This window comes from Paraburkholderia guartelaensis (assembly GCF_004353905.1).
GTDB classification, from domain to species: Bacteria; Pseudomonadota; Gammaproteobacteria; order Burkholderiales; family Burkholderiaceae; genus Paraburkholderia; species Paraburkholderia guartelaensis.
The window spans coordinates 58,104-71,296 of the sequence record NZ_SMOD01000030.1 but is presented as its reverse complement, the minus strand read 5'-3'; the positions used below and the strand labels follow the sequence as shown (position 1 = coordinate 71,296).

The following is a 13,193-nucleotide window of genomic DNA, read 5'->3' as shown; positions in this document are numbered from 1 at the left end:
AACGGCCAAAAAGAAAAAGAGAGCCGTGCACAAGACGAAGCCCGCGCATCGCTCGATGCCCGCCGATGCGCCCTCCGCCAAGCTCTCCGGCACGAAGCGCCGCACCAAACGCGCGAAGCCCAGACATGGGCCGCCGCCGGCGCCGCAACACGCCGTGCACGCGAGCGCCAAAAACGCGCACGCCCCTCGCCTGCTCGCCCGCTGCGGCTTCACGCCGGCGTCACGCAAGCAGCTCTTCTCGCATGCGGTGTACGTCGTCGACGAAAACACCCACACGCCGCTCTACGCGCGCCATGCGGACACAGTGGCACCCATTGCGTCGGTGTCGAAGCTCATGACGGCCATCGTCTGGCTCGATAGTGCACACGCGCCCCTGCAGCAGCGGCTCTCAGTCACAACCGCCGATCTCGACACGCTCAAATTCACGCATTCGCGCCTCGGCGTGGGAGCGTCGCTCACGCGCGCGAACATGCTGCACGTGGCGCTGATGTCCTCGGAAAACCGTGCGGCTTCGGCGCTCAGCCGCGACTATCCGGGCGGGCAGCCTGCGTTCATCGCGGCAATGAACGCGAAAGCGCAGCGTCTTGGCATGACGCACACGCATTTCGTCAACGCGACGGGGCTCTCGCCGCAGAACGTTTCAACCGCGCGCGAACTGGCGAGCCTCGTACGTGCGGCCAATGGCTACCCGCTCATTCGCCGCTATTCGATCGATCATCAGGAACGCGTGGCCACTGGCCAGGGGCAGTTGCAGTATGTGAACAGCAATCGGCTGGTGCGCTACGGGCAGGTGCGCGCGAGCGTGCAGAAAACCGGCTTCATCAACGAGTCCGGCCACAATATGGTGATGCGCGTGATGGTGCATGGCCGACGGCCCGTGATCGTCACCCTGCTGGGGAGTGCAACGCCCGAGGGCTCTCGTCTGGACGGCGTGCGCATCGCGCATTGGCTGTCGTGCTCCTTGCGCTAAGCGCGCGCGCCGGGCTTCTTCACATCAACGCCCTACGCTCGCCGAGCGCATTCCAGCGGCGGATGGCGCGGCTTTCGTGATCGAAGCCGAGAATGCTCACCGAAGCCGTGTCGAGATACAGATGCTCGCCGAGCGCCGCCGAACCGGAAGCCCAGCAGCCCCCCAACGCGCGCAGGAAATGCGCGTGCGAAAAGAGCGCCACGCGGCCCCGCATGGCCAGCAGGCCCTCGATTACCGACGCGGCGCGCGCCTGAACGCGCGCGAGATCCTCGCCATGCGCGATGGGCGAATGCCACACGCTCCAGTCGGGTTCGGTCTTGCGGATATCCGCCGTCTTGAGGCCTTCGTAAATCCCGTAGTCCCATTCGTGCAAGTCGGCCGAAATCGTCATCTGGTCGCCGAGGCCCGCGAGCTGGCAGGTTTCGATGGCCCGCGCCATCGGGCTGCAAAGCACCGCATCGAAGTGCTGTGCGGCGAGTGAAGGGGCCAGCGAGCGCGCCTGCTCGCGCCCGTGCCCGGTGAGTGCGATATCGGTGCGACCGGTGTGCTGCCCGGAGAGGCTCCATTCCGTTTCACCATGACGGATCAACCAGACTTCGCGCAGTCCGGAGGACACACTGGCAGGATTGGCAGACATCGGGGACTCCACGTTCGTGCCCCGCGCGGGACACACGGGATGCCTGCAGCATACCTGTTTTGAGGGCCTTTCGCCGTGCCGCTACCCTCTTGTTGCACATGGCAAAATGAAGGCATATCGAAAGCGGCGACGCAGGCATGCCGCGCCGCGTCGCCATCTATTTGTACTCCGTAGTAATTCGCTTCAGAAAAGATGCGAGATGCCGAGCACGGCAAGTGTTTGCGAAGAATTCGATGCCGTGACAGAAATGCCGGGCCAGCTCATCTTCGCCTGGCCGTGGTTCTTCAGATAGCCGGCGCGCGCGTAAAAGCTCGTGCGCTTCGATATCTGGTGATCGTAGCCAAGCTCCACGCCCAGCGTTTCGTCGTCGAGGCCGTGAATGTTGCGCTGAATACCGGCGATCTGGATGGCGTCGAACGAAGTGGCCTGGATCGTCGCGCCTACCTCCGTCACGTTGTACGCATGCGCGGTGCCGAGTGCGGCCGCGAGCGAATGCGCCGGCGGCGTTTTCGGGCTCGCGTATGAATAATTCGCCTGCAGGTTGACAATGCCGACACGGTAGGCGAGCGCCGCCGTGTAGTGCTGCGTGCCCACGAGCGTGAGGGCGGACGGCAGGCCCGGCACGGTTTCCGTGCCCGAATGTTCGTTCATATAGGCGAGGCCGACGAAGAGGCCGTACCCGGTATAGGTCGCGGAAATGTCGAGAATATTGCCCGTGGTCGCCGGCACCGGCTGCGTGACGGTCGCAGCGAAACCATACATGGCGTTGAGCTGGAACCCGGCCATTTTCGGCGAGACATACAGGATCGAATTGCTCGTGCGGCCCGCGGCATACTGCGCGGAAAGCGTATTGCGATCGGTTGCGAGCACTGCGGCCGAAAGCGGCGAAAGAACTTCGTTGGCGCGAAACGGATCGGTTGGGTAGACGGCGCGGAAGCTCGGCTGGTACTGCCTGCCGAACGTGAGCGCGCCGTAGTCGCCGTGCGCCACGCCTACCCACGCCTGGCGATAGAACAAGGCGGTCGTGTCCGCAAAACCCGCGCCGTTGTTGATGTTGTAGCCGTTTTCGAGCACGAAATTGGCCTTGTACCCGTTGCCCAGGTCTTCGGAACCCTTCAGGCCGAACATCGAGCCCGTCGAACCGCCGCTGCGCTGGGAAACCGAAGCGGCGCCGCCGTTGTTCAGGTACTGGAAGAACGTGTCGGCCACGCCGTATAGCGTCACGCTCGTCTGGGCGCACGCGGCGCTCGCGGCCATTGCGAACGTTGCGCCCATCACACCCTGGCTAATCAGCTTCAAACGCATGCATGTCTCCTCTTCTGTTGTCGGTATCCGCTCGTTGGCGGAATGGATTGCACTGCGAATTACCAAAGAACCCGGCCGAGAAAATCTTTCGGTCGAATCGGGTACGCGGATGTCAGCTCGCCCCGTGGCCCTCCTTTGTGGGCTGCAGCCACAGAAAGCCCGCCACGCCCGCGACGGCGAGTAGCGCGCCCATTGCGCCGAAACCCGCTTCGTAGCCGCGTGGGCCCGCCGTCGAATCGACGAGACGTCCCATGAGCGCAGGCGCGAACAAACCGGCCGTCGTGGCGAGCGCATGAACGCTCGATAACATCGCGGCCCGGTTCGCGCCCGGCACGACTTCGGCCACGAGTTGCGGCCCGAACGTGAACGCCTGCGTGGCGAATGCGCATGCCACGCCCACCAGCACCACCTTCGCGAGCGGCGGCCACGGTGCAAACGAGGCGCACAGCAAGATGCCGCCGACCGTGCAGCACGCGCTCACGAGCACGCCTCGCGCGATGCGCGTCGAGACATTGCGCCTGAGCAGCGCGTGCGAGAGCGTGGCCAGCGCGAACCCGACCGGCACCTGCAAAAGCACTTGCAGACCGAACAGCCAGCCTGCGCGTGCGGGCGGCAAGCCCAGCCCGAGGCGGAAATACACGGGCATCCACGTGATACCGCAGGCGACGACCGCATAGCCCGCGAAGGACTGGAGCAAGACGGTCAGCACCGTTGCCCTGCCGAAGTGCGAGCGCAGCACACGCCAGCTGGGCGTGACGGCGCGCGTAGCTGCCCGAGCCCGAACGCGCCCGCGCGGCGCCCCTACGAGACGCACCGCGAGCCATAGCGCTACCCAGGCCACACCGGCCACGCCGAGTGCGAGGAACGTGGCGCGCCAGTGCCAGCGCTGCTCGACGAACGTCAGCGCGGGCCCGGCCAGCACGAGCCCCGCCGTCGCGCCGAGCTGAACGATCAACGTGGGCAGGCTGCGCCGCCGGTCGTCGAAGGCCTCGTAGGTCACGTGCATCGCGAGCGGCAACGCGGGCCCCTCGCCCGCGCCCAGCACGATGCGGCACAGCACGAGCGTCGCGAAGCTGGCTGGCCAGATCATCGGCAACTGCGCGGCTACCCAGACGAGCGCAAGCCCGGCGAGCAGCCACGTGGTATCGATGCGGTCAGCGATCCAGCCCACGCCGATGGCCGACACGGCGAACAGCACGAAGAACGCGCTGCCGACGATGCCGAACTGCGCCGGGCTCAATCCCATGTCCCGCATCATCGGCACCGCGACCAGCCCGACCACGGCTTTATCCGCGAAATTGAGCGCCATGAACAGAAACAGCGCGGCGACCGTGGCCCAGCCGTTGCGCACACGCACAGCATGCGTGGCGGCCACGGGTTGTTCGATCTGAAGCATGATTCTTGACCTCGGAGTTCTAACGCGGTGTAACTTGATTCGTTATCCAGATTAAATGGAGAACGGCAATACATAGTGACTGGCGTCATCTATACGCCGGCGCGCATCAGGTCTGCCGCCTTTTCCGCGATCATGATCGCGGCGGCGTTGGTGTCTGAAACGCGCCTGTGCGGTTCGATTCATGCCGCGCAACCCGTAATCTGCTTGTATTCGAGGAACTCCGCGAGACCATACGCGCCGTGCTCCCGGCCATTGCCGGATGCTTTCATGCCACCGAACGGCGCCGAAAGGTCCATCTTCGCGCCGTTGATCTGCACGCTGCCCGCGCGCAGTTGTGCCGCCACGCGCCGAACGCGCGCTGCGTCGCCCGACCACAAGTAGGCGGCGAGGCCATACGGCGTGTCGTTTGCGATGGCGATGGCCTCTTCTTCCGTGTCGAACGGAAGTATCGCGAGCACCGGCCCGAAGATTTCTTCACGTGCGATCGTCATGTCATTGCGCACGTCGGCGAACACGGTTGGGCGCGCGAAGAAACCGCGTGACAGATGCGCAGGCCTACCCTCGCCGCCCGCCACGAGACGCGCCCCCTCTTCAATGCCGATCGCGATCATCCGCTGGACTTTTTCGTACTGGGCACGATTGGAAATCGGGCCGAGGATCGTGTCCGCCGCGGTGGGATCACCGACCTTCAACGCGTTGACCGTCGCGCACGCAATCTCGACGGCCGCATCGTACTGGCTGCGCTGCACGAGCAGGCGCGTAGGCGCGATACAGGTTTGCCCAGAATTCAGCATGCAGGACAGCACGCTCGCTTTTATCGCGGTTGGCAGATCGGCATCTTCGAAGACGAGGCTCGGCGATTTGCCACCCAACTCCTGCGCCACACGCTTGACCGTGGCCGCGGCGCTCGAAGCAACTTGCGCCCCCGCTCGCGTCGAGCCCGTGATCGACACCATGTCGATGTCGGGATGGCTGGCCAGTGCCGCGCCCACCGTCGCGCCGTCGCCGTAGACCAGGTTGAATACGCCAGGCGGCACACCTGCCTCGTCGAGTATCTCCGCGAAGAGACGCGCATCTAGCGGCGCAATCTCGGAAGGCTTGAGCACGACCGTGCAGCCCGCCGCGAGCGCCGGCGCGACCTTGGCCGCAATCTGGTTGAGCGGCCAGTTCCATGGCGTAATGAGCGCGACAACGCCCACGGCTTCGCGCACGATCTCGGTCGTGCCGCGCCGCTCGCTGAATTCGAACGATTCCAGTGCGGCGCGCACGCTCTGCAGCTGCGCGAGGCCCACACGCGCCTGCAGTTCGTGGCTCAGCTTGATCGGGGCGCCAATTTCCGTGCTCACTGCACGCGCGAGTTCGTCATAACGCGCGGTATAGCGCTCGATGATGCGCGTGAGCAGCGCCACGCGGCTCGCAACGCTCGTGGCCGACCACGCGGGCCACGCGTCGCGCGCCGCGGCAACGGCGCGCTCGACATCGGCGTGCGTGCCGAGGAGCACGGTTCCCGTCACCGCTTCTGTGACAGGGCAAACCATCTCATGAATACTCGCGCCTGGCGCGGGCGCGACCCACTGGCCGCCAATGTAGTACTGGTCGATCTTGTGCACGGCTAACGGTTCCTGTCGATTGGGGTGCGCAGTGAAAAGCGCGAGGCGTCAGAACGGCTTGTCGCCGATGATCGTCGCGCGCATCATGCGTCGCACGGCCGGGAAATAGTCCTGAATCGCGTAGTGCTGGGTCGAGCGGTTGTCCCAAAACGCGATGGTGTTGGGCGCCCAGCGCAGCCGCACCTGGTACTCGGGAACGGCGGCCTGGCGAAACAGATACTGGAGCAAATCGAATTCGCCGTAGCGGTAGTCGAAACCCACACGGAACGTACCCTTGCTCAGGAAGTTCGCGAGATGGGTCGTGAAGCCTTCGTTCACGTACAGGATCTTTTCGCCGCTTTCGGGATGCGTGCGGACCACGGGGTGCGTCACGGCGGGAAATTTCACGCGATTCGCCGCGCGTTCTTCAGCCGACATGCGCGAGCCGAACGACGGCATGATGTCGTGCACGGCTTCGAGGTCGGCGATTTGCTCCTTCACGGCCTGCGGCAGATCCGCATAGGCCTTCGCCATGTTCACCCAGATCGTGTCGCCGCCGCTGCGCGGGCATTCCACGCAACGCAGCATCGACGCCATCGAAGGAATCTCGCGCCAGGACACGTCCGAGTGATAGATGTTCTCGCGCGCCTTCGCGGCCTGCGTGCCGCCGAGCAGGACAAGTTCGGGATGATCGGCGTGATGCGGGAACACGGGATGCACTTCGAGCTGGCCAAACCAGCGGGCAAGCGCCACGTGCTGCGCGGGCGTAATGTCCTGATCGCGAAAGAACAGCACCTTGTGCTGCACGAGCGCGGCGCGCAGTGCGGCGACGGTCGCGTCGTCCAGTGTCTCGCGCAGGTCGATACCGCTGACTTCCGCGCCGATGGCGGGTGAAACAGGGTCCAGCGTAAAGTGGGCGTGCGCAGGGGTCGGGCTCGCCTCGGGCGTGGCGATCGCGTTCGTCATGTCTTGTCTCCGTTGTTGGGTGCCGGCGTCGGGGCCGGCTCTTTCCGATAGGTGTTAACTTAGGGCCGACACAAATCGCTGTCGTGGTCCTAAAGCAGGAAGTGGCAGGCAGCGCAGGTGTGTGCCGCGGTGCTTCGAACGGAGCAAGGGTTTGCCCGCAGGCTCCTCCATTCGATCGTGCGCTCAGCCTTCGCGGTCGTTGCGTAGCCAGCGGAACAACGGCGCTTCCTTGCGCGCGAAGCGTGCCGCGGCCTCGCGCAGATACGGCGACGTCAATGCAATGGCCTGTGCGCCCGCTTCCGCGTCGAGCAGCGCACCGAAGTCGCGTTCGAACGTCTGCGCGAGCAAGCGCTTGGTCATCGCGAACGCATCCGGCGATTGCGCGCTCATGGCGAGCGCCAGTTCGTGCGCTCGCTCGCACAGCGCATCGGCTGGCACCACCTCCAGCACGATGCCCAATGCTTGCGCTTCCTGCGCCGGCAGCTCGCGGGCCGAGTAGACGAGTTCGCGCGTGCGTTGCGCGCCGATGATGCGCGGCAGCGTATGCAACGCAGCCAGGTCGGGCACGAGGCCCATGCGCGCGAAGGCGAGACAAAAGCGCGCCCGTTCGCTCGCGACGATGAAGTCGGCCATCAACGCAATACTGAAGCCCGCGCCGTACGCCACGCCATCTACCGCCGCGATCACCGGCTTGTCGAACGTCGCCAGCGCCGCGCATGGCCGCTGGCTCTCGATCATGCGGCGGCGCACTGCGGCCGTATCGGCGGGCCCTTGCATCGCGCTCACGTCGCCGCCAGAGCAAAAGTCGCTGCCTGCGCCAGTCAGGATCACCGCGCGCACCGTCGTGTCGCGGCGCAATGCCTCGACGGCATCCGCGAACGCGGCGAGCGCCGCAGCGCTCAGGGCGTTCTTGCGCTCGGCGTTGTCGAGCGTCAGCGTGGCGACGCCATTTTTAATGGTAGTCCTGATCATTTATGGGGGAGTCCAACAATCGAAGAAGAACCGCCCCGCGCGATGTGGGGCGGCGTGTGAGGCTCAGTCGTCCATCGCCTCGACATAGCTCGCGAGATGATGGTCGATGTCGCCGAGGAGCGGATCGAACATCGTCAGGCGCTTGAAATAGTCGCCCACTTCCAGCTCGTCGGTCATGCCCATACCACCGTGCAGCTGCACCGCCTGCTGACCAACGAAGCGCCCCGCCTCGGCGACGGTCACTTTCGCGGCGGCGAGCATACGGCTGCGCTTGCGCGCATCGGGCTCGTCCAGCGCCTGCGCGGCAACGTAGGCCATGGAGAGCGCCAGTTCCTTGTGCACGAGCATGTCCGCCATGCGATGCTGAAGCGCCTGGAACGCGGCGAGCGGCTGGCCGAACTGGCGGCGCGTGCGCAAATACTCGGCGGTGATCTCGATCAGGCGCTCCATCGCGCCCGCCGCTTCCGCGCACAGCGCCGCGATCCCGCAGTCCACGCCGTGCCCGAGCGCGGCCACGCCTGCGCCGGGCGCGCCGATCAGGGCTTCCGCGCCCAATGCGACTGCCTCGAACGTTACGTCGGCGGCGCGCTGTCCATCCATGGTCGGATAGCCGGCCACACTCACGCCCCGGCTCTCGCGCGGGACGAGGAAGAGCGCGATTTCGCCCGTGGCAGCGTCACCCACGCGTGCACTGACGATGAACGCATCCGCCGCCTCGCCATGCCAGACCAGCGCTTTCGCGCCATCGAGCACGTAGCCGCGTCCAACCGGCGTCGCGAGCGTGGCGACCGTATCGAATCGGTAGCGCGACGCGGTTTCCGCGAACGCCGGCACGACGACCTGCTGCCCCGTGGCGATCGCGCCTAGCCAGCAATCCTGCTGCGCTGCACTGGCATATGCCGCGAGTATCGCGGTTGCCATGACACTGCACGGAACAACCGGTTCGAGCACCAGCGCACGGCCCAGCTCGCGCTGCACCACGAGCCGACTCGCCGCGCCTTCGCCGAACCCGCCGTATTCGGCGGGCGCCGTGAGGCCGAGCACGCCCATTTCCGCAAGCCGGGTCCATATCGCGCGATCGAAGCTCGCGCCCTCGCGCGCCCGCCGGCGCCGGTGCGCGAACGTGTATTCGCTTTCGACGAAACGACGCAGGCTATCCGCGAGCATTTGCTGCTCTTCGCTATACGTGAAGTCCATGTGCGTGTCCTAAAAGCCGATGATCATCTTCGCGATGATGTTCTTCTGCACCTCGGTCGCGCCGCCGTAGATCGAGGTCTTGCGCATGTCGAAATAGGTGGATGCAGCAGGCGCGGCCCATCGCGGCCCGCTCACGGGGGCATGGGCGCCGGGTTCGAGCCATTGCGGCGCGTAGGGCCAGCCGTGCGGCCCGGCCACTTCCTGCTGAAGCATGGCGATGTCCTGCTGCAGTTCCGAGCCGCGAATCTTCACGATCGATGCTTCGGGGCCGGGGCCGCGCCCGCCATCTGCCGTCGCCACGCGCAGCAGCAGCATTTCCAGCGCCATGAGGTTCATTTCGAGGCGGGCGATCTTGTCGCGCATGCGCACGTCATCGAGCATGCGGCCGCCTTTGCCGTCCGCGGCCTGAGCCGCGTAATGCTTCAGCTGCCGCAACTCACGGTAACAATGGCCAATGCCGGCAATCGCCGTGCGCTCGTGCCCGAGCAGATACTTCGCGTACGTCCAGCCGCGGTTCTCCTCGCCAACGAGATTTTCCACAGGTACTTCCACATCCTCGAACCATGTCTCGTTCACGTCGTGGCCGCCGTCGAGCGTGACGATCGGCCGGACGGTGACGCCCGGCGACTTCATGTCGATCAGCAGCATCGAAATGCCTTCCTGCGGCTTCGATTCGGAGTCCGTTCTCACCAGGCAGAAAATCCAGTCCGCGAAATGCGCCATCGTGGTCCACGTCTTCTGGCCGTTCACGATGTACTTGTCGCCCTTGCGTACCGCGCGCGTTTTCAGCGAGGCGAGATCGGAGCCCGAACCGGGCTCGGAATAGCCCTGGCACCAGAAGTCGTCGACATTCGGAATGCGCGGCAAAAATCGCGCCTGCATCTGTGGGCTCGCGTACTTCATGAGCACCGGGCCGATCATCGTCAGGCCGAACGGCAACAGGCGCGGCGCGCCCGCGCCGAGTGTCTCGATCTCGAAGATCAGACGCTGCAGCGCGTTCCAGCCCGTGCCGCCGAATGCCTTGGGCCACGTGGGCGCGCCCCAGCCATGCGCGTTGAGGATGCGATGCCAGCGCACGTAATCGTCCTTCTCCACCCGCTGGTGCGCGAGCACTTTCTCGCGGATATCGGCGGGGAGATGCTCCCGCACGAACGCGCGCACTTCTTCGCGGAACGCCTGTTCCGCGCCGGTATAACGCAAATCCATCTGGTGCTCCCAAGGGGGACGTTACAGCGTGCGGGCGATCAGTTCCTTCATGATCTCGTTGGAGCCGCCGAATATCTTGCTCACGCGCGCATTCACGTAGAGCCGCGCGATCGGATACTCCATCATGTAGCCGTAGCCACCGTGCAGTTGCAGGCATTCGTCGATGATTTCGCAGCTGCGCTGCGTGCACCACCACTTCGCCATCGCGGCCGTTTCGGCGTCGAGCTCGCCGCGCAGCACTTTCGCCATGCAATCGTCGATGAAGGTTCGCGCAATGGTCGCGTGAGTCTTGCATTCGGCGAGCTTGAAGCGCGTGTTCTGCATGTCGAGAAGGCTCATGCCGAACACCTTGCGCTCGCGCACGTAGGCCGTGGTGACATCGAGCGCCTTTTCCATCGCGCTCAGCGCACCGAGCGCGATGATCATGCGTTCCTGCGGCAACTGCTGCATCAGCTGATAAAAGCCTTTACCCTCTTCCGTGCCGAGCAGGTTGGCGCACGGCACGCGCACGTCGTCGAAGAACAATTCGGCCGTGTCCTGGCCTTTCTGCCCCATCTTTTCGAGTACGCGTCCGCGCCGGAAGCCCGGCAGATCGTCCGTTTCCACGACGACGATCGACACGCCTTTCGCGCCCTGCGCGGGGTCCGTCTTGACGACCACGCAGATCAGGTCGGCGAGCAGGCCGTTCGAAATAAAGGTCTTCGAGCCGTTGATGACATAGTGATCGCCGTCACGCACCGCACGCGTCTTGATGCTCTTGAGGTCCGATCCCGCGCCCGGCTCGGACATCGCGATCGCCGCCACGCGTTCGCCGCTCGCCATCTTCGGCAGCCACTTGTGCTTTTGCTCCTCGGTGCCGTAGCGCAGGATGTAATGCGCGACGATGCCGCTATGCACGTTCGTACCGAGGCTCGACACCATCGCACGCGACTGTTCGAGCGCGATGATGGCCTCATGCGCGAAGGTGCCGCCACCGCCGCCGTACTCTTCGGGAATGCTCGCGCAGAGCATGCCGAACTCGCCGGCCTTGCGCCACACCTCGCGGTCCACGTGCTGCTGCTTCCACCAGCGCTCCTCGTGCGGCACGAGTTCGCGTTCGATGAACTTGCGGATCGAGTCCTGGAACAGCACGAGATCGTCCGTGATCCACGGACTGCGGTAATCAGCCATGTTCGACTCCTTCTTTGCGAGCGACGTATTACGGACGGCCGCCGCCGACCACCAGCACCTGCCCCGTCACGTAGTTCGATTCGGGAATGCACATGAGATACACCGCGCCCGCCGCTTCTTCCGGCGTGCCGCCGCGGCCGATGGGAATCATCGCCTCGATGTTCTTCATGAGCTGTGCGTTGACGCCCACCTTGATTTCCTGGCCCGCGATGTCGATGGTCGAGCTATTGCCCTCGCCCGCCACCGCCTCGGTAAGGCGCGTCTTGATGAGGCCGAACGCTACGCTGTTCACGTTGACCTTGTAGCGGCCCCACTCTTTCGCGAGCGCCTTCGTGAGGCCGTTGATCGCAGCTTTCGCCGCCGAATAGTTCGCCTGGCCCGCGTTGCCCATCACGCCCGAAACAGAGGAGATGTTCACGACTTTGCGGAACACTTCCTGGCCCGCATCGGCTTCGGCCTTTGCGCTTTCGCGGAAGTAGTCGGCGGCTGCGCGCAGGATGCGGAACGGCGCGCTCACGTGCACGTCCATGATGGCGTTCCACTGCTCATCGCTCATCTTCTGGATCACGTTGTCCCATGTATAGCCCGCGTTGTTGACGATGATGTCGAGACGCCCGAATTCCTTGAGGGCCGTGCCGACGAAGCGCGTGCCGAAGTCCGCCTCCGTCACGCTGCCCGTGCACGCCACGGCCTTGCCGCCCGCCGCGACGATCTCGGCCACCACGCTCTGCGCGGGTTCGGCGTCCAGGTCGTTCACTACGACTGCCGCGCCCTCGCCCGCGAGCTTCAGTGCGATTTCACGGCCGATGCCGCGGCCCGAACCCGATACGATGGCGACCTTGCCAACCAGCTTGCTCATCTTCTGTCTACTCCGTGTGTGTGATGGATCGTTCAGGCGTCGAGCGCGACGAGCGCCTCGCCTGAGAGCTTGATTTCGCCTTGTGCGTCGCGCGTGGTGAGCGCGACTTTGACGGTGCGCGCGGCTTCGTCGCGCTCGGTAACGACGCCGCTGCAGGTAATGGCGTCGCCCACCTGCGTAATCGCCGCGAAGCGCACCGAGAACTCGCGGATGGCCTGCTGCGGCACCCAGTTCGTGAGCAGCCGCGCGAGATACGCCATGGAAAGCATGCCGTGCGCGAACACATCGGGCATGCCGGCACGGCGCGCGAAGTCCAGATCGACGTGAATCGGGTTGTGGTCGCCGGAAGCGCCCGCGTAAAGCGCGAGCGTGAGGCGTGTGAGCGGCGGCGCGACGAACGGCGGCAACGCGCTGCCCACGGCCATGTCGTTCAAACGAATCGATTGCATGTTGGCTCCTGCTCCTGCTTTTCTATCAACCGTTGCGCACGACGATCACGCTGCGCAGGTCTGCAACAGGCGCGTCGTCCTGTGCATTTGTCACGCGCGTTTCGCGCACGACGAATTCGAGCGCGCCGCCCTTCTTGTCATAGATATCCGCAATCCGGGTTTCGAACGCGAGGCGCTCGCCCGCAAACGCCATGCGGTGATAGCGGAAGCTTTGCTCGCCGTGCAGCACGCGGCCAATGTCGATATTCAGGCGCTCGACGGTCGCGCGCGGATTGGGCGATTCCATTTCGAGGCAGAACAGGAACGTGGGCGGCACGGGCAGCGCGGGATAGCCGGCTTCTCTCGCGGCTTCGTCGTCGACGTAACGGCTGTCCGTCTGGCCGGTCGCCTTCGCGAAGAAGCGCAGGCGACCCGCCTCGACGAGCGCCGTGTGGCGCGAGATCAGTGCGCCGATATGGCTTTTGTCGATCATCGTCG

At 65.0% G+C, this 13,193-nt stretch carries 13 protein-coding genes; 1 reads left to right on the top strand and 12 read right to left on the bottom strand.

Going from position 1 to position 13,193, the window contains the following annotated elements; all coding sequences use genetic code 11:
* The first annotated feature begins 25 nt into the window (after positions 1-25).
* Complete coding sequence (locus E1N52_RS30795) at positions 26-970, top strand: serine hydrolase (protein ID WP_342777907.1); 945 nt, start codon at positions 26-28, stop codon at positions 968-970.
* A 19-nt stretch (positions 971-989) separates the two neighbouring features.
* Here the strand turns inward: E1N52_RS30795 and E1N52_RS30790 are convergent, their stop codons facing one another.
* The 12 genes from E1N52_RS30790 to E1N52_RS30735 form a co-directional block, all read right to left on the bottom strand.
* A complete protein-coding gene (locus E1N52_RS30790) occupies positions 990-1,607 on the bottom strand; it encodes a histidine phosphatase family protein (protein ID WP_133186972.1) in 618 nt (205 codons plus the stop codon).
* A gap of 183 nt (positions 1,608-1,790) precedes the next feature.
* Positions 1,791-2,906, bottom strand: coding sequence for a porin (locus E1N52_RS30785; RefSeq protein ID WP_133187026.1), 1,116 nt, complete (start codon positions 2,904-2,906; stop codon positions 1,791-1,793).
* A 118-nt stretch (positions 2,907-3,024) separates the two neighbouring features.
* Positions 3,025-4,308 (bottom strand): MFS transporter, encoded by a 1,284-nt coding sequence (locus E1N52_RS30780; protein WP_133186970.1) that lies wholly within the window; start codon positions 4,306-4,308, stop codon positions 3,025-3,027.
* Between the two features lie 179 nt (positions 4,309-4,487).
* Positions 4,488-5,918, bottom strand: coding sequence for an aldehyde dehydrogenase family protein (locus tag E1N52_RS30775; RefSeq protein WP_133186968.1), 1,431 nt, complete (start codon positions 5,916-5,918; stop codon positions 4,488-4,490).
* Between the two features lie 48 nt (positions 5,919-5,966).
* Positions 5,967-6,863: a TauD/TfdA dioxygenase family protein gene (locus E1N52_RS30770; protein ID WP_133186966.1), complete on the bottom strand. Its 897-nt coding sequence runs from the start codon at positions 6,861-6,863 to the stop codon at positions 5,967-5,969.
* Positions 6,864-7,046: 183 nt separating this feature from the next.
* Positions 7,047-7,835 (bottom strand): enoyl-CoA hydratase/isomerase family protein, encoded by a 789-nt coding sequence (locus tag E1N52_RS30765; RefSeq protein WP_133186964.1) that lies wholly within the window; start codon positions 7,833-7,835, stop codon positions 7,047-7,049.
* A gap of 63 nt (positions 7,836-7,898) precedes the next feature.
* A complete protein-coding gene (locus tag E1N52_RS30760) occupies positions 7,899-9,032 on the bottom strand; it encodes an acyl-CoA dehydrogenase family protein (RefSeq protein WP_133186962.1) in 1,134 nt (377 codons plus the stop codon).
* A gap of 9 nt (positions 9,033-9,041) precedes the next feature.
* The gene (locus tag E1N52_RS30755) at positions 9,042-10,238 is read right to left on the bottom strand and encodes an acyl-CoA dehydrogenase family protein (RefSeq protein WP_133186960.1); all 1,197 of its coding nucleotides are present in this window, start codon (positions 10,236-10,238) and stop codon (positions 9,042-9,044) included.
* A gap of 21 nt (positions 10,239-10,259) precedes the next feature.
* Positions 10,260-11,408, bottom strand: coding sequence for an acyl-CoA dehydrogenase family protein (locus tag E1N52_RS30750; protein WP_133186958.1), 1,149 nt, complete (start codon positions 11,406-11,408; stop codon positions 10,260-10,262).
* A 28-nt stretch (positions 11,409-11,436) separates the two neighbouring features.
* Positions 11,437-12,267 carry an SDR family NAD(P)-dependent oxidoreductase gene (locus E1N52_RS30745; protein WP_133186956.1) on the bottom strand — a complete coding sequence of 277 codons (831 nt, stop codon included), beginning with the start codon at positions 12,265-12,267 and terminating at the stop codon, positions 11,437-11,439.
* Between the two features lie 32 nt (positions 12,268-12,299).
* Positions 12,300-12,716 carry a MaoC family dehydratase gene (locus E1N52_RS30740; RefSeq protein ID WP_133186954.1) on the bottom strand — a complete coding sequence of 139 codons (417 nt, stop codon included), beginning with the start codon at positions 12,714-12,716 and terminating at the stop codon, positions 12,300-12,302.
* A 25-nt stretch (positions 12,717-12,741) separates the two neighbouring features.
* Entirely contained in the window at positions 12,742-13,188 is a 447-nt protein-coding gene (locus tag E1N52_RS30735) for a MaoC family dehydratase N-terminal domain-containing protein (protein WP_133186952.1), read from the bottom strand.
* Positions 13,189-13,193: the final 5 nt, after the last annotated feature.